Here is a 23,496-nt window from a genome sequence, read left to right as displayed (position 1 = left end):
TTGCACGCCCGAGGCATCGGGATTTATCAATAAGATAACCACCATATTATGAGCTTTATCAATAGCATACTGAAAGTTTTTGTCGGCGACAAATCAGAAAAAGACGTCAAAGCCTTGCAGGGAAATATTACCAAAATCAAAGGTTTTGAAAGCGCATTGGCCGCTTTGTCACACGACGAACTGCGCGCCAAAACCGATTATTTCAAGGACCGCATCAAACAGGCGCGTGCCGAGAAAGATGCCAAGATCGCTTCGCTTCAAGCCGAGGTAGAAGACATCGAGGACATCGACAGACGCGAAGATCTCTACATCCAAATCGACGCGCTCGAGAAAGAAGCCTACGAAATTTCCGAAAAAACCTTAAACGAAATCTTGCCGGAAGCCTTTGCCGTAGTCAAGGAAACCGCGCGCCGTTTCAAGGAAAATACGCAAATTACGGTAAAAGCCACGGCCAAAGACCGCGAATTGTCGGCGAGCAAATCTTATATTACGCTCGACGGTGACAACGCCACCTGGGCCAATTCCTGGAACGCCGCCGGAAAGCAAATCACCTGGGACATGATCCATTACGACGTACAGCTCATCGGCGGAATGGTATTGCACGAAGGAAAAATCTCCGAGATGCAAACCGGGGAAGGAAAAACACTCGTGGCAACTTTGCCGCTTTACCTCAATGCACTGACCGGAAATGGCGTGCATTTGGTGACCGTCAACGATTACCTCGCCAAGCGTGACAGCTCTTGGAAAGCGCCTTTGTTCGAATTCCACGGATTGACCGTTGATTGCATCGACAACCACCAACCGAACACCGACGCGAGAAGAAAAGCCTACGACGCCGACATCACTTATGGAACCAACAACGAATTCGGTTTCGATTACCTGCGCGACAACATGGCGCACTCCCCTGCCGATCTCGTTCAACGCAAACACAATTATGCGATTGTCGACGAGGTCGATTCGGTTTTGATCGACGACGCGAGAACGCCGCTCATTATTTCTGGTCCGGTGCCGCAGGGCGACCGTCACGAATTCAACGAACTCAAACCGAAAATCGATCATTTGGTCAGCTTGCAACGCCAATTGGCCAACGGATTTTTATCCGAATCAAAAAGATTATTCAAAGAAGGAAATACCAAAGACGCCGGTTTCAATCTTTTAAGAGCTTACCGTGCGCTTCCAAAGAACAAAGCACTCATCAAATTCCTTTCGGAAGAAGGCGTCAAGCAATTGCTCCAGAAAACCGAAAACCAATACATGCAGGACAACAACCGCGACATGCACCTCATTGATGAAGCGTTGTATTTTGTGATCGAGGAGAAAAACAACCAGGTCGAATTGTCCGACAACGGCATCAAATTCCTTTCGTCTGATACCGACGCCAATTTCTTTGTCCTGCCTGACATCGGGACCGAAATCGCGCGTATCGAAAAAATGGGTCTTGAAAAGGATGCCGAAGCCGAAGAAAAAGAAAAACTGTTCCAGGATTTCGGCGTAAAGAGCGAAAGAATCCACACACTGACACAGCTTTTGAAAGCCTATACGTTGTTCGAAAAAGATGTCGAATACGTGATCATGGACAACAAAATCCTGATCGTAGACGAGCAAACCGGCCGTATCATGGACGGACGTCGCTATTCCGATGGATTGCACCAGGCGATCGAAGCCAAGGAAAATGTCAAAATCGAAGCGGCAACGCAAACCTTTGCGACGATTACACTCCAGAATTATTTCAGGATGTACAACAAACTGGCCGGTATGACCGGAACCGCGGTGACCGAAGCGGGCGAGTTGTGGCAAATCTACAAACTCGACGTGGTCGAAATCCCGACCAACAAACCGCTCGCACGTAAAGACCGTGAGGATTTGATTTATAAAACGACACGCGAAAAATTCAATGCGGTCATCGAAGATGTGACGCAGTTGTCAGCCGAAGGCCGTCCGGTATTGATCGGTACGACCTCGGTTGAAATCTCCGAATTGCTGAGCCGTATGCTCAAAATGAGAAACGTACCACACAACGTATTGAATGCGAAACTCCACAAACAGGAAGCGCAGATTGTCGAGGAAGCCGGTAAACCGGGCGTCGTCACGATTGCGACGAACATGGCCGGTCGTGGAACCGATATCAAACTGACCCCTGAAGTCAAGGCTGCCGGCGGTTTGGCGATCATCGGTACCGAACGCCACGATTCGCGTCGTGTGGACCGTCAGTTGCGTGGTCGTGCTGGTCGTCAAGGTGACCCGGGAAGCTCGCAATTCTACGTATCTTTGGAAGACAACCTCATGCGTTTGTTTGGATCGGAGCGCGTCGCCAAAATCATGGACCGTATGGGCCTCAAGGAAGGCGAAGTCATCCAGCATTCGATGATGACCAAATCGATTGAACGCGCGCAGAAAAAAGTCGAAGAAAACAACTTCGGCGTACGTAAGCGTTTGCTCGAATACGACGACGTGATGAACTCGCAACGTGAAGTGGTTTACAAGAGAAGACGCCACGCTTTGCATGGGGAGCGTCTCCAACTCGACATCGCCAACATGATGTACGACACTTGCGAAGTAATCGTAGGCCAGAACAAAGCCAATGGCGATTACAAGAATTTCGAATTCGAATTGATCCGTTATTTCTCGATGACCTCGCCGGTTACCCAGGCCGATTTCGAGAAACTCAACGAAATGGAACTGACCGGTAAAGTCTACAAAGCCGCGCTCCAATATTACACCGAGAAAACCGAACGCAGTGCGCGCGAGGCATTCCCGATCGTCAAAAATGTATTCGAACAGGAAGGCAACCAATTCGAAAGAATCGTGGTTCCGTTTACCGATGGCGTCAAAACCTTGAACGTCGTGACCGACCTCAAAAAGGCTTACGAATCCCAAGGCAAGCAACTCATCGCCGATTTCGAAAAGAACATCACCTTGGCCATCGTTGATGAAGCGTGGAAAAAGCACTTGCGCAAAATGGACGAACTCAAGCAATCGGTGCAGTTGGCGGTTCACGAACAAAAAGATCCGCTGTTGATCTACAAATTCGAGGCGTTCAATTTGTTCCGCAACATGCTCGACGGCGTCAACAAAGAAGTAATCTCGTTCCTGTTCAAAGGCGATTTGCCACAGCAAAACCAGAACATCCAGGAAGCGCGTGAGGTAGAACGTCCGAAGGAAAACTACAAGACTTCCAAAGACGAAATCCCGAACACCGACCAGGCCGCGGCCGAAGCGCGTGAAGCGGGACAAACCCAACAGCGTCAGGTAACGGAAACCATCGTGCGTGAAATGCCGAAAATCAACCGCAACGACAACGTGACGATCAAGCACGTGATGAGCGGCAAGACCGAAACGATGAAATACAAGAAAGCCGAAAGCATGATCAATTCGGGCGAATGGGTGATCGTTCAAGACTAATCCGCCCGATTCAAATAACAATCCCCAATGGTCCAACTGTTGGGGATTTTTTTATATTTGGAACGACCAAAAGAACATCGATGAAAAGAACCGCTTCCATTTTCCTGTTTTTGTGCTGTGCAGTTTCATTTGCCCAGACACTTGAAACACTCAAGCCGCTGGCCAAAAAAATCCACGAGGCCAATTACAATATGGATTTCGAACCGTTGGCCGATTTGACTTACCCCAATATCGTCGAACAATTGGGCGGACGTCAAAAATTTCTTGAAAAAGTGGACAGCGATTATCAGAACGATGCCTTCCGCAAACGCATCCAGATTGAAAATCCGACGTTCCAATATTCGGAAATCAAGCAAATTGAAGGGAAAAGCTATTGTGTGGTTTCGTATTACAATCCGATCCGGTATTTCATCGAAAACAAACTGGACGCGACCACCGGCCCGCAAAAAGCAGCCGAACTCAAGCAAATTGAACGCGCCACTTCAACGATCTACGAACCCAACCGCAATACGGTTAATGTCAAACGCAACTCAAAACTGGTCGCCATAGCCGATGAAAGTACGCAAAACCAATGGAAATTCATCAACCTAGACGATGCGACCCAGCGCGAACTGGCCGATAAACTTCTTAACGAAAGCATAAAAAAACAACTCGGTCTCTAACCAAAAAGAAATAATTCTATATTTACAATACTAATCGAATATCAACCTTAAAAAACCATTGTCATGTCAAAAGGATTGGACAAAAAGAAAGAGGTGAAAAAAGAATCCACCAAGACCCTTAAAGAAAAAAGGCTCGAAAAGAAAGAAAAGAAAGCCAACAAAAGAGATTAAAAAAAGCACCGTATTGGGTGCTTTTTCTTTTATAGGTGATCAGGCAAAACCTTCCCGGGATTCAAAATTCCTTTCGGGTCAAAAATTTGCTTGATGCCTTTCATCAATTGCAGTTGGGTTGGGTCGAACGCAATATCCATGTAATTTTTCTGGACATAGCCGATGCCATGCTCACCCGACAAGGTTCCTTTCAAGCCAACGGTCAATTCGAAAATTTCACGGATGCCTTTCGGCACTTCGGTTTTCCAGGCTTCATCGCTCATATCGCCCTTAACGATGTTTACGTGCAGATTCCCGTCGCCCGCATGGCCATAACAAACCGATTTGAAACCGTATTTGGCCCCGATGGTTTTGATGCCATTGAGCAAGGTTGGCAATTCATAACGCGGCACGACCGTGTCTTCCTCCTTGTAAATCGAGTTCGATTTGACGGCCTCGCCCACGGCGCGACGGAGTTTCCAAAGTGCATTTTTCTGGTCTTCGGTATCGGCGAACAGGATTTCATCGATTTCAAATGCTTCTAAAACCTGCGTGATTTTTTCGGCTTCCGAAAACAAGACATCCGGGTAATTGCCATCGACTTCAATCAGCAAATGCGCTTGTACCGCATCCTTGATATCGAGACTCACATCGACGTATCGGGCAGTCCAGTCAATTGCATCGCGTTCCATGAATTCGAGCGCACTCGGGACGATTCCCGCCTTGAAGATTTTGGCGACGGCTTCGCACGCCTGACCTGCATTGAAAAACGGCACGAGCATCAGGATGTTGTATTGATTGGCCGGAAGCAATTTCATGACGATCTTGGTGATGATGCCGAGCGTGCCTTCGCTGCCCACCATGAGTTGTGTCAGGTTGTATCCTGTGGAATTTTTGAGTGTGTTGGCGCCGGTCCAGATGATTTCGCCATTGGGCAAAACGACTTCTAAATTCAGGACATAATCTTTGGTGACGCCATATTTGACGGCACGTGCACCGCCTGCGTTTTCGGCTACATTGCCACCGATGAAACAACTGCCTTGGCTGCTTGGGTCGGGCGGATAGAACAAACCTTTTTCGGCGACGGTTTCGCGCAGTACTTGCGTGATGACACCGGGTTCGACCATGACCTGCAAATTCTGCTCATCGATGTGGATGATCTTGTTGAAGCGATCCATCGACAGCCCGATGCCCTGGTGGATCGAGAGCGCGCCGCCACTGAGCCCGGTTCTACCGCCGATGGGCGTGACGGGAATTTCATATTGATTGGCAATACGCATAATCGAAGCGATTTCCTGTGCGGTTCCGGGTTTGAGGACGACCGAAGGTGGAAAATTATAATCCTCGGTTTCATCATGGCCGTAATTGCGGCGCGTTTCTTCGTCGAGGAACAAAAAAGAAGCGCCGACAATGGCTTCGAGTTGGTCGATTATTTCGGGATTGAGGTTGGTGTTCATGGTGCAATCGTAATATTTCCAAAAGTAGTGTTTATTTGTTTATTGCCCTAGCCCCGATTGAGGCAAACTATCCTTTTGCAAGGCACGGCAAAAGATAGTGCCGAAAGCGGGAAACAGCTCCTAAAAATGCAACACCCAATACCAAAACGCCAAAGTCGCGAACGACAGCGGAATCCCGATGCCGATCATCATGCTCGACAATTTAGGTTTGAGTCCGTAGCTTGTGGCGAGCACCGAGGCCGTGATCATGGGCGCCATGGCCGCTTCGGTGATTGAGACGTCGATGGCCAATCCTTGTTGCTTTAAAATGACTTTGTAGAGTAAAACGAAAAACGCAGGCATAATCATCAATTTGAAGAACAAACCGAGCGCTAGAAAACCGAAATGTTTGCTGTGCTTGTCGAGTTTGAGTTGCATCCCGACGGCCACGAGCGCAATGGGCGTGACGGTATTGCCGAGTTTTTGGAAGACGTTTTGCCAGATGTCTGGGAATTGAAAATGCAGTGCGTTCATCAGCAAGGCGATGAAGAAAGCGACAAATGGCGGGAAGAAAATGATTTTACGGCCGATGGTTTTCAGGTCCGGTTTACCTTTCGAATACAATGCGGCGACTATAATTCCCAAAGTGGCCATGACCATAAACGAACCGGGCTGATCGACAATGATCGCGGTTTCCAGACCTTGCTTTCCGTAAAGTGCTTCGATGACTGGAAATCCGACAAAAGAAGTGTTGCCCAATCCGCCCAGCAAAATGAGACAGCCCGTGAGTTTGCGCGACCAGCCAAAGGTTTTGGCCAACAGATTGAAAAACAAATACGACAACACAAATCCAATCCAGGCAATCCCAAGCGGAAAAAGCAAATGCGAACCCAGTACGACCTTTGGAATGTAAAACAACACCAAGGCCGGAAGCGAAATGTGGATCACAAACTGATTCAGCGGCAAGTGGCTGTTCGACGGGAATGCCTTCACAAATTGCGAAACAACCCCAGCAAACATGCAGGTAAAGAGAAGAATGATACTGTCCATATTGTCACTGACAAAGGTAACACAAATATGCATTTCATCGATTTTAACATTATTTTATTTACGTATCGATGAACGTACACTTGCATGACTTACTTTTGTAAGCACAACTATTACAGTATGATTTCCGGTAAATTTGCCATCACGCTCCACATTCTCACCTTGCTTTCCAAGCATCCAGACGAGTATTTGTCATCAGAATTCATCTCGTCGAGTTTGAACATGAACCCTGTTTTGGTTCGAAAAGAAATAGCCAACCTCAAGAAGAACAATATCGTAGAGAGTAAAGAAGGAAAAAATGGCGGAACGCGATTAGTCCGCGCTTCGGCCGACATTACACTCGATGATGTTTTCAAGATGACTTTCGAGAATGTCACCTTGGGTTATTCGAAAAACATCCCGAACCAGAATTGCCCGGTCGGGAAACAAATCAACCAAAAACTCGGCAACCTGTATGAGGACATGAACCTCAAGATCAGCAAGCAGCTCAAGGACATTTCGCTGCTCAATTTCGCAGACACTTTCTAAGTCGGACTGCACAAAGCCAAACCACATAAACAATTCCGGGTTCCATTTTTTATTAGATTTGGAAATCCGGAATTTGCTTTTTGCAAATTTCGGATACGGACCCGAGCGAAGCGAACGGAACGAGCAACGCGAGTTAATTTGCTTTTTATGCAAATTTCAGAATCCGGACACGAGCCGAAGGCGACTGGCGTAGCAATTTGCTTTTTGCAAATTTCGGATACGGACCCGAGCGAAGCGAACGGAACGAGCAACGCGAGTTAATTTGCTTTTGTATTTCATTTTTGAAAACGCTTTTGCTTATTTTTACTCCACAAAAATTCTTGTCGTGGATCAATCCAAAAACAATTCCTCTGCGCTAAGCGAAAAAAACGGTGTCAATCCACCCGAGATTGTCAGTAAAACTTTCAATGGAAAAAATCCTGAAGCAACGCAGCAAAATTCCCTCAGCCCAAGAATTGACCGACGGCATCTTAAGCGGCAACATCACCGCCTTGAGCCGCGCCATTACTTTGGTCGAAAGCACCAATATGGCCCATTTGGAAAAGGCCAATGCGGTCATCAATGCCTGTTTGCCACACGCCAACCAATCAGTGCGCATTGGCATCACCGGGGTTCCGGGTGTTGGGAAAAGTACATTTATTGAAGCGTTCGGGAAACACCTGACTGCACTCGGGAAAAAAGTGGCCGTATTGGCGGTCGACCCGAGCAGCACGATTTCGCACGGCAGCATCTTGGGCGACAAGACACGTATGGAAGAATTGGTCAAGGAGCCCAATGCGTACATCCGACCGTCGGCGTCGGGGGAAACCTTGGGCGGCGTGGCGCGAAAGACACGCGAGACGATTACGCTTTGCGAAGCCGCGGGTTTTGATACGATCCTGATTGAAACCGTCGGCGTAGGCCAAAGCGAAACCGCCGTACACAGCATGGTCGATTTTTTCCTGCTGCTCCAGATTTCAGGCGCAGGCGATGAATTGCAGGGCATCAAACGCGGCATCATGGAAATGGCCGACGCGATTGTGATCAACAAGGCCGATGGCGACAACGTCAAACGCGCCAGATTGGCCAAAACCGAATTCAACCGCGCTTTGCATTTGTTTCCGGCAAAGTCATCAGGCTGGCAACCCAAGGTGGAAACCTGTAGCGCCATGACCCGTGAGGGCATCGATAAAGTTTGGGAAATCATCACCGGTTATTTGGCCCTGACCAAAGCGAACGGCTATTTTTCCGAAAAACGGCTCGGGCAAAACCAATATTGGATGATGGAAACGATCGATGAAAATTTACGCCATCATTTCTACAACGACAAGGCGATTGTCAAAATGCTCGAGGAACACAAAAAAGCGGTGCTGCAGAATGAATTGTCGCCGTTTGCGGCTGCGCAACTGCTGTTGGAAAAGTATTTCGGGAAATGAAACTTTCAAGAATCATTAATCCATCGTATCCCAAAAAAGTTTATCTGTCTACCATTGCCGGTGGTGCGATTTTGATGCTGATCCTTTTGGCAAAAGAAGCACGCCATTGTTCAGAATTGCTGCCGTTTTTCGGATTGGGCCTTGCGATTGCTCTTGTTTCTTTTGTTTTGGCCATTCCGACGATGTTTCTATTTTGGCAATTTCACCATTGGATGATCAAAACAAATATGTTTTTTTGGAAAGCGAAAATTCTTTTGAGTGTGTTTTCGATGGCGTGCATCGGAATTACATTCTTTGCCATTGACCCACACTATTTCACCACCGATTATATCAAATGGCCAATGGTCTATATGATAGCGATGTGCACTTCTGTTTGGATTTTTCGAATTCAATATGATGGAATGTCACCAAATCCAAGACCGACGGATTTGTAGTTCGATTACCCCTAGCCCGGATGGCAGCGGTTATCCTTTTATCCCGAAGGGTAAAAGATAAGAGCGTACAGCCGGAATAGCTTCAAAAAAAATTATTCTTCGTAACGCGCCACTTCCCGATCGTAAAAGTCATTTGCTTCAACGATCAGCCCTTCCATGATTTGGTTGAGCTCGCCTTCCTCGAGGTCTTCGGCTTCTTCAAGAAACTCCACTTCATCGTCCTTGAGGTTGATGATGAAACGCGGGTAATCCATGTGGATGATGAAAATATCGTCGGGAAAATCGGTGTTGTCGCCCAGTAAAAATTTTGGTAATTCCATTTTGATTTTAGATTTGTGATTTTAGATTTTAGATTTTGGATTTCGATAAATCTGAAATCTACCATCTGCAATCTGAATTATTAAAGACTTTGCGATTCGTTGCCGATCTGGCCCGAAACAAAGTCGAATTCGGTTTTTTCCTGTTCAGTAATGAGCTTCTTGGTCATGTAATTGAAGCGAAGATACAAAAAAGTCGCGGCTGCGGTAAGTCCGGCGAGTAATCCGATCCATACGCCCACGGCTTTGAGCTCGGTGTATTTCCCGAGGTAAAACGACACCGGAAAACCAACAATCCAATACGCAACAAACGTAATGTACATCGGGATCTTGACGTCCTGGATGCCACGCAGCGCCCCCAAAACCACCACCTGTATGCCGTCGGAGATCTGGAAAATAGCCGCGACGATCAACAAATGGGCGGCGATGGCAATGACTTCGGTATTGTCTGCAAATTGCAGTTCGTTGTCCATATTGAGGAAGAAATGCGGCAGGTAATTGTGGAACACGATGAAGAACAGCGCAAAGACCACTTCAATGATAATCGCCAATAAAAAGATCGAACGCGCCACAATCACGAGGTTCTTGTAATCGTTCAAGCCTTTCTGGTTGCTCACGCGGATCATCGCCGTGACACTGAGTCCCATCGCGAACATGAACGTAATCGTCGCGAGGCTCAACGCAATTTCATTGGCCGCCTGGCTCGTCTTGCCGATGTTGCCGCACAGCCACACCGCCGAGGTAAACAGCGCGACCTCAAACAGCATCTGCATCGACGACGGCAAACCGAGATTGACGATTTTGCGCAGCGTGACTTTCTTGATTTCGTCGAACGTAAATCCGTGGAAATAGACGTTGAGTTTTTTGTTGTTGACGAGTAAAAAGTGCATGATCGCGACCATCAGCATACGCGAGATCACGGTTCCGAGGCCCGCGCCGGTCACGCCCATTTCGGGGAAAAACCACACGCCGTAAATGAGCGCGTAATTGATCGGGATGTGGACGATGTTGGTCAAAACAATCGTGTACATCGAATATTTGGTCATCGACAATCCGTCGGCAAATTGTTTGTAGCCCTGGTACATGACCATCGGAATCAAGGAAAATGCGACCCAACCCAGATACGGCTGCGCCAAAACAATTACTTCTTCGGGTTGGCCCATGATGTACATCAAGGGTTTGCAGAAAAAAACGATGGCAAAGAGTGAAATTCCCAAAACCGTACACAAAAACAAGCCATGGTGAAAGGCCGAACGTACTTTGAGCGTGTCTTTTTCGGCATCGCCTTCGGCTACAATCGGTGTGATGGCCGTAGAGAATCCGATCCCGATCGACATCGCGACAAAAATAAAACTATTGCCGAGCGATACCGCCGCGAGTTCAGCCGAACCGAGATTGCCCACCATGAGCTTGTCGACAATCCCGATCAAGGTATGGCCGAGCATGCCCAGAATAACCGGATACGCCAGCTTGAGGTTATAGGAAAACTCTTTTGTGTAGGTGGACCAATTCACGATGCAACTTTTTGTGCGGCAAAGTTACAGGAGTTGGATACAATTTAGCGCAACAGAAAGGGAAGATTTTGGGGTAAAACTGTTTTGAAATTCTTAAAAAATGTTAAAAATTAGCCGACGCAGGTTTGAAAATCATCAAAATCCAGGTTCAAACTGTCATTTTTAAGATTTCATTTCAAACCCTTACAAAACAATACTTTAATTTAAAAAAAGTGAATGGTATTTTGACAATTTCGCAGTGAAAAATAAAATCTTACAACAAAACCTACGAATTATATAACCCTTGCGAAAAATACGCTTGATACTTTTACAACGTTATTTCATGAAAAAGTACAACCCATTCAACGCAATTATGTCCTACCAATCTCACTAATCTTAAATCAAATTATCATGGAAACTACAGCAAAAATCAAAGCCTTTTTATTGGTTGCTTTATTCTCGGCCGGCCTGGCCAGCGCGCAGGCCACTACCGATCAAAAAAACTATGACCAGGGATGGCGCCTCGGATTCGGGCTCAACGCGGGTTATATGTTCAACCCGAGCGAAACATTTGGCAATGCCGACATCTTTAACGGGCTCGCTTTGGGCGGTGACGTTCGGTTACAATACGACTTATCGAAAAGACTCTCGATCACATTGACTACGGGTTACAACCATTTTTTCCTCGAAGATGACATCAAGAACATTCCGTTTACCGACTATTGCGATGTTGGAATGATTCCAGTCAAAGCCGGATTCAAAGCCTTCTTCTGGGAAGACCAATTCTACGGATTGGCCGAGGCCGGTGCCGGATTTACCGTCAGCAAAAACAGCCCGTTCGAAGAAGACACCCAAGTGATCCTGTCACCGGGAATCGGTTGGGCCAACAAATACCTCGACTTGAGTTTGCGTTACGAACACTATACTGAATTTGAATCCGGACAAGTGGCCTTGCGCCTCGCCTACGGATTCCGACTATAAGCCATACAGCACTAGACCAAAACCCTTTGCCCGACTTTTGAGTCGGGCTTTTTTTATTCTTTTTCGAGTTGTTCTTTATACGATGCGATGTTGGCCTTGACTTTATCATCGAGCTCGGGTTCGTCGATCTCGGTGTATTTCTTGAGTTCCTGGTGCAGGATTTTGGCGAATAGGTAACGCGAAGCAGATTTGTCATCGGCCGGAATCACAAACCAGGGCGCATTTTCGACAGAGGATTTATTGATGGCTTCTTCGTAATATTTCTGGTACGTGTTCCAATGTTCGCGTTCCTTCAAATCACCGGGTGAAAATTTCCAGTTGTGTTTTTCTTCTTCCAATCGGCGCAGTAAACGTTGCCTTTGCTCCTCTTTGCTCAAGTGCAGGAAGAATTTAAGGACAATCGTTCCGTTCTGGACAATGTGTTTTTCAAAGTTTCTGATTTGCTCGAATCGGTTTTCCCAAAACGACGGCTTGATGTCCTGCACCGAATCGATTCCGGGCAAATTCTCGCCCAAAATATACTCCGGATGCACCCGCGTCACCAAGACATTTTCATAATGCGTGCGGTTGAAAATCGCAAACTTTCCCTTTTCGGGCAACGCCAAATAATGCCGCCACAAATAATCGTGTTCGAGTTCGGTCGAATTGGGTGTCTTGAAACTGTGCACGACCACACCGCGCACATTGAATTCCTTGAACACTTCGCGGATCAGGCTGTCCTTGCCCGAAGTATCCATGCCCTGCAGACAAATCAGTACGCTGTATTTGTTATAGGCGTACATTTTTTCCTGGATCTTGGCGATTTTCTCACTGAGTTCAGTCAGTTCTTGTTCAATAGCATCTTCATCGGCGGTGAAATGTGGAAGCGTTGATTTTTGGGAAAGTGTTATCGGTTGGCTCACGCGATAATCTTCGGGACGAATGGTATCCATATTGTTTCGGTTTTACAGTAAATATAAGTAATTTTAGGAGCTGTTTCCCGCTATCCGCTGCAATCTTTTATTGCTTTAACTTTGGACATGATTCCCAGTGCGTTTGTCATTTCGACCGCAGGGAGAAATCTCAAATTATCTTGAGCAATAAAAGGATTTCCGCTGCACACGAGCGCAGCGAACTGGCGAAGCAATCCGGGCTAAACCTGTCCAAACAACATTTTGAGTCTTGACTCTTGGTTCTTGGCTCTTTAATCTCTCACATATGAACCCATTCACACTCGAACTCTTATTCAATATCATCGGCATCGGCTCCGCATCGGGGCTTACCTACAAAGACAACACCTTGTTGCTCATCGGCGACAACAGCGGTTTCCTGTACGAATACCAGATGGACGATCAAAGCCTCAACCACCACGCACTGATCGAACATCCCAAAGCGAACATTCCCAAAAAGGAAAAACCCGATTTTGAAGCCATCACTTTCGACGACCAAAACGTGTACGTGTTCGGCTCGGGCTCGACCGAAAACCGCAACAAAATGGTCACGCTCGACCGACAGACCAAAAAAACCACAGCGACGACCGATTTAACCAATTTGTACTTGTCGATGCAAAGTTTCGCTCAGATTGCGCCCGAAGATTTCAATATCGAAGGGGTTGTTTACACGCCCGATTCATGGTATTTCTTCCAACGCGGCAATGGGGCCAATGGCAAAAACGGGATTTTTTCGGTCAACGCGAAAAACCTCGAAGGCGATTTTACGATGGTCTACAACGAATACGAATTGCCCAAAATCAAAGGCGTACAAGCCAGTTTCACCGATGCGGTGATTGTTGGTGATGCCCTTTGGTTTCTGGCCGCCGCCGAAAATACACAATCGACTTACCTCGACGGCGACATCCTGGGCAGCCTGATCGGTTACATCGACCTCAAAAAAATGAAGCTCCGGAAAACCCAAATCATTTCCGAAAAAAATAAATTCGAAGGACTTGCGCTTTTCTCCGATTCCAAAAAACAGATTCAGTTCCTGCTCTGCGAGGACAACGACACGGATCGGCTTGAATCGGGGATTTACAAATTGACGCTCCAAAAATAGTTGCGGTATCAATAATTGCATTTTAACTTTTTTCAACGCCATTCCAACCTTTTTGATTCGATGCGTCTCTTAGCATTTAAACACACCCAACGTGATCAACGAAAATCTCATAATTGCCTGTAGAAAGATGCACCGTGATGCGCAGCGCGAAGTGTATGAGCAAATGGCACCCAAGCTGTACCGCACCTGCAAGCGTTACCTCAAGAAAGAAGAAGATATTGAGGAAGCCATGGCCGATGCCTTTTACACGATCTTCACCAAACTGGACCAACTCAAGGAAATTGGCGCTTTCGAAGCCTGGGCCAGAAGGATTACGGTCAACCAATGTTTGCTCACCATCCGGAAAAATGTTAACTTTAACATGTACCTCGATGATGCCAAACTCAGCGTACAGCCTGTCACGGAAGCGGCCACGCATTTGGAGGAGGAAGATTTACTCAACCTGCTCAACTTCATCCCGGCTGGATGCCGCACCATTTTTAATCTTTTCGTCATTGAGGGTTACGGCCATAAAGACATCGCCGACATGCTCAACATTTCAGAAGGCACTTCCAAATCGCAACTCAACGTTGCCAAAACAAAGCTCAAAGAACTGGTCAACCAGTTGTACTATCAAAAAGCGAGATAATCATGGACAATCAAGATAAGATATTTGAAAAAATCAAAAACGCTTCGCTGAACCAGGAAGCCGAATTTCCCTCGATGGAAAAGGTCTGGTCGCGCGTAGAAGAAAAACTCGACAAAAAGGTATTGACCAAACAACACAACCAATGGAAAAAATTGGCCATCGCCGCTTCGGTATTGTTGTTTGTCACCTTGACGTACCAATTCCTCAAACCCGAACCACAGATCGTTCTTCCTAAAAACGAGGTGGTCTCGGGAAAAACAAAAGCAGCAGAAACCATTTCTGAATCGCCTGCCAAAGACAAAGAAACCCAAAACCCAATCATCAAAGAAGAAGCGCCCGCAATCCTCAAGGAGCAACTCGCAAAACCACAGGTGGCCGTTGCCGAGGAAATCGTGGCCCGTGAAGCCGACAGCGATTTCCAGGAACCCGAAACCGAAGACATGATGCTCAAAAGCAAAAAAGCCAATGTATCGAGCCCCAGAAAAGACCGTTTCCAGAAAGGACACGCTTTCGAAGCCATCAGCGTAAAGGGCACCTATGATGTCGTGCCCCCTGCAGCCAAATCCGAAGACAAGAAGGAACAAGCCCAAGTGATCGGGAACAGCCAAGCGCCATTGGTAGTTCTAGACGGCAAAGCCATTACGGGCAAGGAAGCCCTTGAAATCAATACCGTTTCCGAAGGCATCGCCAAAATCGATCCCGACGATTCCAAGGAAATTGTGGTCCTGAAAGAGCCTTTGTACATCATCAATGGCCATTATTATTCGGAAGATGAATTGTTTGGCCCCAATCCAACGAGTCCGTACGCGCCACTGAACCAGCAGGAAATTGAAACCATCTCTATTCTCCAAGGCGAAAAGGCCATCGCCAATTACGGGAAAAGAGGGGAAAAAGGCGTTGTCGTGATCACGACCAAAAACCGGAAACCTGCAGCCAAAAGCGCCAAGACTTCAGCCGAAAAAGCGAAGTAACATCCATTAACCTTTAAAATCATTCACCCATGAAAAAGCTCAAAATTTTTTCATCAGGCATCGCCATGCTTGTACTTTTCGCCTCCTTCACGAGCGTAAAGGCCATTGTGGCTTCGGTCCATGCCGAAAAGACCATTACCGGAACCGTAACCGAAAGCGGGTTGCCGATGCCCACCGTAAATGTTTCCGTCAAAGGAACCACCAAAGCCACACAAACCGATTTGAACGGGAAATACACCATCAAAGCGCGCAAAGGCGACATCCTGCAATTTCGTTTTGTCGGGTTCAAGGACAAAGAAGTCAAGGTAGGAAATGCCAATGTCATCAATGTGGCATTCGAGGCCGATACGCAGGAACTTAGCGAAATTGTTGTCACGGCCAATGGCATCAAGCGTGAAAAAAAATCGCTTGGCTATGCTGTCGCCAAAGCCGATGATGCGCGAAAAGGAAAAGAATATTTGCAAGCGGCTCCTGCCCGAATCTATTTGGAGAAAGATGAAGAACATGTAGTCCCAATGTATAATGGCACTTTCAAATCCATCGATCCCAATACGGAAGATTATGGTTCGTTCATCGAAAACCCATTCGAGGCACCCAAGAATGCGCCGCTTTCGACCTTTTCGATTGATGTGGACAATGCGTCGTACACCAACATCCGCCGTTTCATCAACAACGGACAGGAAGTCCCGAAAGATGCCGTGCGCGTCGAGGAAATGGTCAATTTCTTCAAATACCAATATCCGCAGCCCAAAGACGCGCATCCGTTCTCGATCAACACCGAATACAGCCAGTCGCCCTGGAACGCCAAGCACCAATTGCTGCGCATCGGTTTGCAAGGTAAAAACATCCCGATGGACCATCTGCCCGCCTCCAACCTGGTGTTCCTGATCGATGTGTCGGGTTCGATGAGCGACGACAACAAACTGCCTTTGCTCAAACAATCGATGAAAATCCTGGTCAACGAATTGCGTCCGCAGGACAAAGTGGCGATTGTCGTTTATGCCGGTGCCGCCGGATTGGTCTTACCGCCGACTTCCGGTGCCGAAAAGCAAACCATCATCGATGCGCTTGAAAACCTCAACGCCGGAGGAAGTACAGCCGGTGGTGCGGGCATCCAGTTGGCGTATAAAGTCGCGCAGGAAAACTTCATCAAGGAAGGCAACAACCGCGTGATTTTGGCCACCGATGGCGATTTCAACGTCGGTAGTTCATCGAATTCAGACATGGAAAAACTAATCGAGGAGAAAAGAAAAACCGGCGTATTCCTGACCTGTCTGGGTTACGGCATGGGCAATTACAAGGACAGCAAGATGGAAATCCTGGCCGACAAAGGCAACGGCAACTATGCCTATATCGACAACATCCAAGAGGCCAATCGTTTCCTCGGAAAAGAATTCAAGGGATCGATGTTTGCCATTGCCAAAGATGTCAAGATCCAGATTGAGTTCAATCCGAAACAAGTAGCCGCCTATCGCTTGATCGGTTACGAAAACCGCAAATTGCGCCCCGAAGATTTCACGAATGACAAAATCGACGCGGGCGAATTGGGCAGCGGACACACCGTAACTGCCTTGTACGAGATTATTCCGGTAGGCGTCAAAAGCGAATTCCTTGAATCGACCCCGACGCTGAAATACACCAAGACCGAAACTACAGGAAGTGTGTACAACGACGAACTCGCCACGGTCAAATTCCGTTACAAAAAACCCGATGGCGACAAAAGTGTGGAGATGGTCAACGTGATTGCCAACCGTACGGAATCTTTGCCAAACGCCTCGGCCGATTTTAAATTCAGCGCCGCGGTGGCGTGGTTCGGACTCAAGTTGCGCGATTCGAAACTGATTGGAAACAAATCCTCAAGCGACATCAAAAAACTCGCCCAATCCGGATTGGCCAACGATACCGATGGCTACAAAGCCGAATTCATTCGCCTCATCGACGGCGAAGCCAAAAAGATCATCGGCATGAATTAATGAAAAAGAAGTTGAATTAGTTAAGTTAGTTGATAAAAGGCACGGGCCATTCTGTGCCTTTTGGTTTTCGTATTGTTTACTATATTTACCAAAATCCAAGTCATGAACAAACTACTGGTTTTCATACTGTTGATTTCGAATGTCGGTTGGACACAAAACCAGGCTTCTTGTAAAAAAGGCGCACAACGCGCCAACGAAGATTTCAACAACCAAAAGTATACGCTGCAAACGCTCGGGCAGATTGTCGATCCAGATTTCGATCCGTTTCTGGTGGCCTATGCCCAACAAAAATACAACATCAAAATGACCTTGTCCTCCTGTATGGTTTCGCCCGAATCGGACTGTTATGTGCAAACCATGCGTGACAAAGTGTTTGCGAAATTTGGCCCGGGCATCGAAGATCGGATTCAGGCAGAAGCCTTGGTTGCTTTCAAAAATTCGGACAAATATCTAACCGAAATCCAACCCAAGCTCGACAGCGGATTGGTCTTCGGCCGGTATTACAAATCTGCGCAATTTCCTGGGGATAATGACGGTTGGCGGAGCTTTTGGTGCAACAATATCAAAGACACGAAGCATTCCTATTGGACGGCTTATTTCACTTTTGTGGTAGAAGCCGACGGATCGGTCTCGAATCTTACTTTCACCAAAAAAGTAAATCCCGAAGCACAAGCCGAAATCGAACGCTTGTTTGCGATGATGGAAAAATGGACACCCGCTACCGTCTATGGTGAAAAAATACGCAGCAAAGTCTCGCATTCAATCTCAAGCAAAAAAAGCCTCGAAATGACCGATGATGCGAAAGTAAAAAGCCGATTGGAATTTGATGACAAAAAACGAACAGCGCCCTAAAGACGCTGTTTTTATTTTTTACCAAAAGCCCTAGCCCTGATTGCTTGGCCAGTTCGCTGCGCCCGTGTGCAGCGGTTATCCTTTTGTCCGCAGGGCAAAAGATAAAAGCGGAAACATCCCGACACTTCGGGGCCGGCTCCTAAAAATTACTTTTCAATCTCGCGCAAACTCTCCATCTTCTTGTGCGCGAGGAAACCTTTGATGTCCTCAAAATGTTCCTTGACGCGCTTGCTGCCAAATTCGAACACTTTCTGCGCCAATCCGTCGAGGAAATCACGGTCGTGCGACACCAAAATAAGCGTGCCGTCGAAGTCATTGAGCGCGTCCTTGATGATGTCCTTGGTTTTCATATCGAGGTGGTTCGTCGGCTCATCGAGAATCAAGACGTTGACCGGTTCGAGCAACAGTTTGATCATCGCCAAACGGGTTTTCTCGCCGCCCGAAAGCACCTTGACTTTCTTGGTCGTATCGTCGCCCGAGAACATGAACGCACCGAGCAAATTCTTGATCTGCGTACGGATGTCGCCCACGGCAATCGTATCGATGGTTTCAAAAACGGTCAGGTTTTCGTCCAAAAGCGACGCCTGGTTCTGTGCGAAATAACCAATCATGGCGTTGTGGCCGATTTCAACTTTCCCTGAATCGGGGGCGAATTCTTTCATGATGGCCTTGATCATCGTCGATTTTCCTTCGCCGTTCTTGCCGACGAGCGCAACTTTCTGTCCGCGTTCGATGACCATGTTGGCGTCCTTGAATACGACGTGGTCGCCATAGGATTTCGACATATCGGAAACCACGACCGGATATTGGCCGCTTCGTGGCGAAGGTGGAAATTTGAGACGCAATGCCGAAGTATCGACTTCATCGACTTCGACCAATTCGAGCTTCTCGAGCATCTTGACGCGCGATTGTACCTGCAAGGTTTTGGAATAGGTTCCTTTGAAACGCTCGATGAATTCGGTGGTTTCGGCTATCATTTTCTGTTGTTCCTCGTAGGCTTTCTGTTGGTGCGCGCGGCGGTCCTTGCGCAGTTCGAGGTAATGCGAATATTTGGCCTTGTAGTCGTAGATGCGCCCCATCGTCACGTCGATCGTACGGTTGGTGATGTTGTCTACAAACGCGCGGTCGTGCGAAATGACCATCACGGCCTTGGCCGAATTGATCAAAAAGTCTTCGAGCCATTGGATCGATTCGATGTCCATGTGGTTCGTCGGCTCATCGAGCAAAATCAAATCGGGTTTCTTCAAAAGGATTTTCGCGAGTTCGATGCGCATGCGCCAGCCGCCCGAGAATTCAGAAGTCGGACGCGTAAAATCTTCGCGTTCGAAACCCAATCCCTTGAGTACCTTTTCTACCTCGGCTTCGTAATTGACTTCCTCGATCGAATAGAATTTCTCGGACAATTCCGAAACGCGTTCGATCAGTTTCATGTAATCGTCGCTTTCATAATCGGTGCGTGTGGTGAGCTGTTCATTGAGTGAATCGATCTCGGCCTTCATCTGGAAAATCTCGGCAAAAGCCTTGGACGTTTCCTCAAAAACGGTCGCGTCGTCCTGCGTGAGCAAATGCTGCGGCAAATAAGCGATCACGGCTTCTTTCGGGGCCGAAATGTTTCCGCTTGACGGCTTGTTCGCTCCTGCGATAATCTTCAACAACGTCGATTTCCCGGCGCCGTTTTTTCCCATGAGGGCGATTTTATCGTTTTCGTTGATTGCGAAAGAGACTTCGCTGAAAAGGGTTGTTCCGCCAAATTGCACGGAAATATCATTGACTGTAATCATGCTGTACTTTTAAGAAGCGGCAAAGATAGTCTGAAAACCGCACCGCGCCAATTTCTTAATCGGAATATTTTCAGCGAATTAATCGGATGCGGTAATCGCTTTTTGTAATAAAACAGTATATTTATTGCTTCAACCTAACTAACTACCTAATGAAAAAACAACTACTCACGCTATTGGCTTTCGTGGCCTTTCTACCAAGTTTTTCTCAGCAAATCTGGCAGAAAGTCGAAGAATCGGAAGCTTCGGCATCGGGCAAAAAAGACCGCAGTTCGTTTCCGAAAACACAGGATTTCTACAGACTCGACCGAAACGCTTTCCAACTCGCGTTGCAAACTGCACCGATGCGCGGGCAAAATTCAAACCTCATTCTGCCGTTTCCCGACGGCAGTGGAAAAATGCAACATTTCCGCATTTACAAAGCCCCGGTGATGCATCCCGATTTGGCGGCACGCTTTCCGGGCAATGAATCGTATGTCGGGCAAGGCATCGAGAACCGATCGTCGGTGATCCGCTTCAGCGTGACATTGTTTGGATTGCATGCGATGACCCTGGCCGCCAACAATGGCACTTCGTATATCGATCCGTATTCGAAAGACGGCAACTATTATGTGAGTTACCTGCGCGAAGGATTGACCACAAACCGCACTTTTCAATGCCATACCGCCGATATCGAACCTGCCTTGCACATCGAGGACATTCAGGCGCAACCGCAGGACAATGGCGCTTACCGAACTTACCGTACGGGAATCGTGACTACGGTAGAATTTTCGCAATTTCACATCGAGGAAGCCGGACTCGAATTCGGTACTTTGGAAGAAAGGAAAGCGGCCGTTTTGGCTGCGGTGACCGTGACCGTGACGCGCGTCAATTCGATGTTCGAGCGCGACCTATCGGTTTTCCTGCAATTGATCCCGAATGAGGACCAGGTCATTTTTATCGATACCGATGACCTGACCAACGACGATGTGGGCGCACTGATCAACGAAACCCAGCAAACGCTCGACGAAGTCATCGGCACGGCCAATTATGATTTCGGGCACGGCGTGGGCACTTCGGGCGGCGGTCTTGGCGGCGGCCAACCCTGCTCGGAAGGCGGAAAGGCTTTCGGGGCAACCGGTTTGGGTTCACCAGTCGGCGATCCATTCGACATCGATTATGTCGCGCATGAAATGGGCCACCAGTTTGGTGCGGCGCACACGTTCAACAACGAATGCGGCGGCAACCGTGACAGCAATTGGTCGTATGAGCCCGGCAGTGGCAGTTCGATCATGGCTTATGCGGGCATTTGCGACCCGAACATCCAGAGCAATTCGGATGCGCAGTTCTTTGCGGGCAGCATTGCCCAGATCAGAAATACGATCAATGGAAATGGCGGCAGTTGTGCGGCCTTGACCAATAACAACAATACGCCCCCGGTCATCAGTGCCGGTATCGATTATACGATTCCGAAAGGGACGGCTTTCATCCTGACCGGTTCTGCCACCGATGCCGATAACGATGCATTGACCTATACCTGGGAACAATACGACAAACAAATCACGACGCAACCGCCCTTGGCCTCGGCCACCGAAGGACCGAATTTCAAACCGCAGGTCATTACCGATGTCCCGGTGCGCTATCTGCCGAGATTGGCCGATGTGCTCAACAACAACCTCGCACCGACCTGGGAAGTGATTTCGAACGTAGGACGCGAATACAATTTTGCCTTTACCGTACGCGACAACAACACCAACGGCGGCGAATCGGTGACCGATTTCATGAAAGTGACTGTTTCCGATACGGCCGGGCCGTTTAGCATTGTTTCTCCAAACACTGCCGTAAACTGGCCAGCGGCATCGAACCAAAATGTTACCTGGAATGTGGCCGGTACGACCGCAAATGGCGTCAATACGCCTTATGTCGATATTTTGCTTTCCACCAACGCCGGCTTGAGTTTCAATACAGTTCTGGCAGAAAATGTCCCCAACGATGGCAGCGAATTTATTACCGTGCCCAATACGCCCGGGACCGCCAACCGCATCATGGTGCGCGGCCACAACAATATTTTCTACGATGTATCGAACCAGAATTTTACGATTGCTGCCGCAGCGGCACCGACTTTTCTCGTCGGTGTAAACGGCAGCCAAAATGCCAGCATCTGTAAAGGTTCGAATGCTGTTTTTAGTTTCGATTATTCGACCCTGAACGGTTTTAGCGACACGACCAATTTCTCGGTTACGGGATTGCCTGCCGATGCGACTGCGCAGTTTTCACCGAATTCGACCAGCAGCAACGGAATCATACAAATGACCATTGCAAACACGCTCAATTCACCCGTTGGTTTTTACACCTTGGTGTTCACCGCGGTTTCGGGAAGCACCAGCAAAGTGGTGACCGTGTATCTGGACCTGCTCGATACGAATTTTTCGACGCTGGCCTTGAATTCACCCGCGGATGCTGCCGTTGGCGTAGGCATGAACCCGACATTGGAATGGAATGCCGATCCGATTGCATCGGCCTATGACGTCGAAGTCGCGACCGACGTTGCTTTTACCAATATCATCGCTTCGGCAGAAACGCCGTCCAACACTTATACGGTAACGGGGCTTGAGGAAGCGACGCTTTATTTTTGGCGTGTGAAACCCAAAAATGCGGCCTGTGGCGGAAACTTCAGCCCTACTTCGCAATTCACGACCGGCCAACTGGTCTGCAACGATTATGAGGCCACGAATGTTCCGGTTGCAATCCCTGCCGACGATGTGGCCACCGTAAGTTCCACACTGGAAATCGCCGATTCATTCTCCATAGAACAAGCCACTATTGCCTTAAACATTTCACATACCTGGGTGACCGATATCGCCGTGAAACTGATCAGCCCTGCCGGGACCGAAATCATGCTCGTGAGCCATGAATGTGGCGATAACGATGATATTGACGCGACATTTTCCGACAACGGCGTGCCATTGAATTGCAACGGCACACCCGTGATTTCGGGAACCGTCAAGCCCGAAACGCCATTGGGAACGCTCATGGGCGAAAACAGCAGCGGCACCTGGACACTCGAAGTCTTTGATGAATTTCCAGAAGACGGTGGCTTCATCAATTCCTGGAGCCTCAATTTGTGCAGCATCCAACCGGCATTATCGGTCAAGGAAAACAACATGCAAACCGACTTTGTCTTGCATCCGAATCCAAACAACGGAAGTTTTACCGTGCAACTCAACAAAGCCAATGGCAGTGACTATCAAATCAACATTTATGACCTACGTGGACGAAAGATTTTCGACAAAAAACCTGTGCTCCATGGCGGGGAATTAAATGAAACGATTACGATTGACGCCGCATCCGGAATGTATCTGATGGAATTGCAGAGCGGAAATGCCAAAACCGTAAAGAAATTCATAATTCGATAAGGT

The 23,496-nt window shown here is 47.9% G+C and carries 17 protein-coding genes and 1 pseudogene; 12 read left to right on the top strand and 6 right to left on the bottom strand.

Features of this window, described 5'->3' with window-relative positions:
• Nucleotides 1-48 precede the first annotated feature (48 nt).
• Together secA and QM717_RS13250 are read left to right on the top strand one after the other, a co-directional pair.
• Nucleotides 49-3,402, top strand: coding sequence for a preprotein translocase subunit SecA (secA, locus tag QM717_RS13255; protein ID WP_415038045.1), 3,354 nt, complete (start codon nucleotides 49-51; stop codon nucleotides 3,400-3,402).
• Nucleotides 3,403-3,482: 80 nt separating this feature from the next.
• Nucleotides 3,483-4,064 carry a hypothetical protein gene (locus tag QM717_RS13250; RefSeq protein ID WP_415038043.1) on the top strand — a complete coding sequence of 194 codons (582 nt, stop codon included), beginning with the start codon at nucleotides 3,483-3,485 and terminating at the stop codon, nucleotides 4,062-4,064.
• Nucleotides 4,065-4,264: 200 nt separating this feature from the next.
• Here the strand turns inward: QM717_RS13250 and QM717_RS13245 are convergent, their stop codons facing one another.
• A complete protein-coding gene (locus QM717_RS13245; protein ID WP_415038042.1) occupies nucleotides 4,265-5,671 on the bottom strand; it encodes an FAD-binding oxidoreductase in 1,407 nt (468 codons plus the stop codon).
• 120 nt (nucleotides 5,672-5,791) lie between these two features.
• Nucleotides 5,792-6,733 carry an AEC family transporter gene (locus QM717_RS13240; protein WP_415038040.1) on the bottom strand — a complete coding sequence of 314 codons (942 nt, stop codon included), beginning with the start codon at nucleotides 6,731-6,733 and terminating at the stop codon, nucleotides 5,792-5,794.
• Nucleotides 6,734-6,817: 84 nt separating this feature from the next.
• Here QM717_RS13240 and QM717_RS13235 point away from each other — a divergent pair, with 84 nt between their 5' ends.
• The 3 genes and pseudogenes from QM717_RS13235 to QM717_RS13225 all read left to right on the top strand — a co-directional run bounded on the left by QM717_RS13235 (nucleotide 6,818) and on the right by QM717_RS13225 (nucleotide 9,074).
• The gene (locus QM717_RS13235; protein WP_415038039.1) at nucleotides 6,818-7,225 is read left to right on the top strand and encodes an Rrf2 family transcriptional regulator; all 408 of its coding nucleotides are present in this window, start codon (nucleotides 6,818-6,820) and stop codon (nucleotides 7,223-7,225) included.
• Nucleotides 7,226-7,550: 325 nt separating this feature from the next.
• Nucleotides 7,551-8,640 (top strand): annotated as a pseudogene (meaB, locus tag QM717_RS13230) (methylmalonyl Co-A mutase-associated GTPase MeaB).
• Complete coding sequence (locus QM717_RS13225; RefSeq protein WP_415038037.1) at nucleotides 8,637-9,074, top strand: hypothetical protein; 438 nt, start codon at nucleotides 8,637-8,639, stop codon at nucleotides 9,072-9,074. Before meaB ends, QM717_RS13225 begins: the two are co-directional and overlap by 4 nt.
• 92 nt (nucleotides 9,075-9,166) lie before the next feature.
• Here the strand turns inward: QM717_RS13225 and QM717_RS13220 are convergent, their stop codons facing one another.
• Both QM717_RS13220 and QM717_RS13215 read right to left on the bottom strand, forming a co-directional pair.
• Nucleotides 9,167-9,394 carry a hypothetical protein gene (locus QM717_RS13220; RefSeq protein WP_415038035.1) on the bottom strand — a complete coding sequence of 76 codons (228 nt, stop codon included), beginning with the start codon at nucleotides 9,392-9,394 and terminating at the stop codon, nucleotides 9,167-9,169.
• Nucleotides 9,395-9,474: 80 nt separating this feature from the next.
• Nucleotides 9,475-10,905: an MATE family efflux transporter gene (locus tag QM717_RS13215; RefSeq protein ID WP_415038033.1), complete on the bottom strand. Its 1,431-nt coding sequence runs from the start codon at nucleotides 10,903-10,905 to the stop codon at nucleotides 9,475-9,477.
• Nucleotides 10,906-11,295: 390 nt separating this feature from the next.
• On the opposite strand from QM717_RS13215, the gene QM717_RS13210 reads away from it, so the two are divergent.
• The gene (locus QM717_RS13210; RefSeq protein WP_415038031.1) at nucleotides 11,296-11,865 is read left to right on the top strand and encodes a hypothetical protein; all 570 of its coding nucleotides are present in this window, start codon (nucleotides 11,296-11,298) and stop codon (nucleotides 11,863-11,865) included.
• A gap of 53 nt (nucleotides 11,866-11,918) precedes the next feature.
• Here QM717_RS13210 and QM717_RS13205 read toward each other — a convergent pair whose 3' ends face one another.
• Nucleotides 11,919-12,797, bottom strand: coding sequence for a PPK2 family polyphosphate kinase (locus QM717_RS13205; RefSeq protein WP_415038030.1), 879 nt, complete (start codon nucleotides 12,795-12,797; stop codon nucleotides 11,919-11,921).
• Between the two features lie 265 nt (nucleotides 12,798-13,062).
• Here QM717_RS13205 and QM717_RS13200 point away from each other — a divergent pair, with 265 nt between their 5' ends.
• The 5 genes from QM717_RS13200 (at nucleotide 13,063) to QM717_RS13180 (ending at nucleotide 18,320) form a co-directional block, all read left to right on the top strand.
• The gene (locus QM717_RS13200) at nucleotides 13,063-13,896 is read left to right on the top strand and encodes a DUF6929 family protein (RefSeq protein ID WP_415038028.1); all 834 of its coding nucleotides are present in this window, start codon (nucleotides 13,063-13,065) and stop codon (nucleotides 13,894-13,896) included.
• 127 nt (nucleotides 13,897-14,023) lie between these two features.
• Entirely contained in the window at nucleotides 14,024-14,524 is a 501-nt protein-coding gene (locus tag QM717_RS13195; RefSeq protein ID WP_415040127.1) for an RNA polymerase sigma factor, read from the top strand.
• 2 nt (nucleotides 14,525-14,526) lie between these two features.
• Nucleotides 14,527-15,495, top strand: a complete 969-nt coding sequence (locus tag QM717_RS13190; RefSeq protein ID WP_415038026.1) for a hypothetical protein — start codon at nucleotides 14,527-14,529, stop codon at nucleotides 15,493-15,495.
• Between the two features lie 29 nt (nucleotides 15,496-15,524).
• Nucleotides 15,525-17,468 carry a YfbK domain-containing protein gene (locus QM717_RS13185; protein WP_415038024.1) on the top strand — a complete coding sequence of 648 codons (1,944 nt, stop codon included), beginning with the start codon at nucleotides 15,525-15,527 and terminating at the stop codon, nucleotides 17,466-17,468.
• A 102-nt stretch (nucleotides 17,469-17,570) separates the two neighbouring features.
• A complete protein-coding gene (locus QM717_RS13180) occupies nucleotides 17,571-18,320 on the top strand; it encodes a hypothetical protein (protein ID WP_415038023.1) in 750 nt (249 codons plus the stop codon).
• Between the two features lie 146 nt (nucleotides 18,321-18,466).
• Here QM717_RS13180 and QM717_RS13175 read toward each other — a convergent pair whose 3' ends face one another.
• A complete protein-coding gene (locus QM717_RS13175; RefSeq protein ID WP_415038022.1) occupies nucleotides 18,467-20,101 on the bottom strand; it encodes an ABC-F family ATP-binding cassette domain-containing protein in 1,635 nt (544 codons plus the stop codon).
• A gap of 149 nt (nucleotides 20,102-20,250) precedes the next feature.
• Between QM717_RS13175 and QM717_RS13170 the strand changes: the two genes are divergently transcribed.
• Nucleotides 20,251-23,493, top strand: coding sequence for a reprolysin-like metallopeptidase (locus QM717_RS13170; protein ID WP_415038020.1), 3,243 nt, complete (start codon nucleotides 20,251-20,253; stop codon nucleotides 23,491-23,493).
• Nucleotides 23,494-23,496: the final 3 nt, after the last annotated feature.

Origin of the sequence: Flavobacterium sp. (assembly GCF_047602195.1) — a bacterium.
Taxonomy (GTDB): Bacteria; Bacteroidota; Bacteroidia; order Flavobacteriales; family Flavobacteriaceae; genus Flavobacterium.
This window is presented reverse-complemented; position numbering and strand designations above follow the sequence as displayed.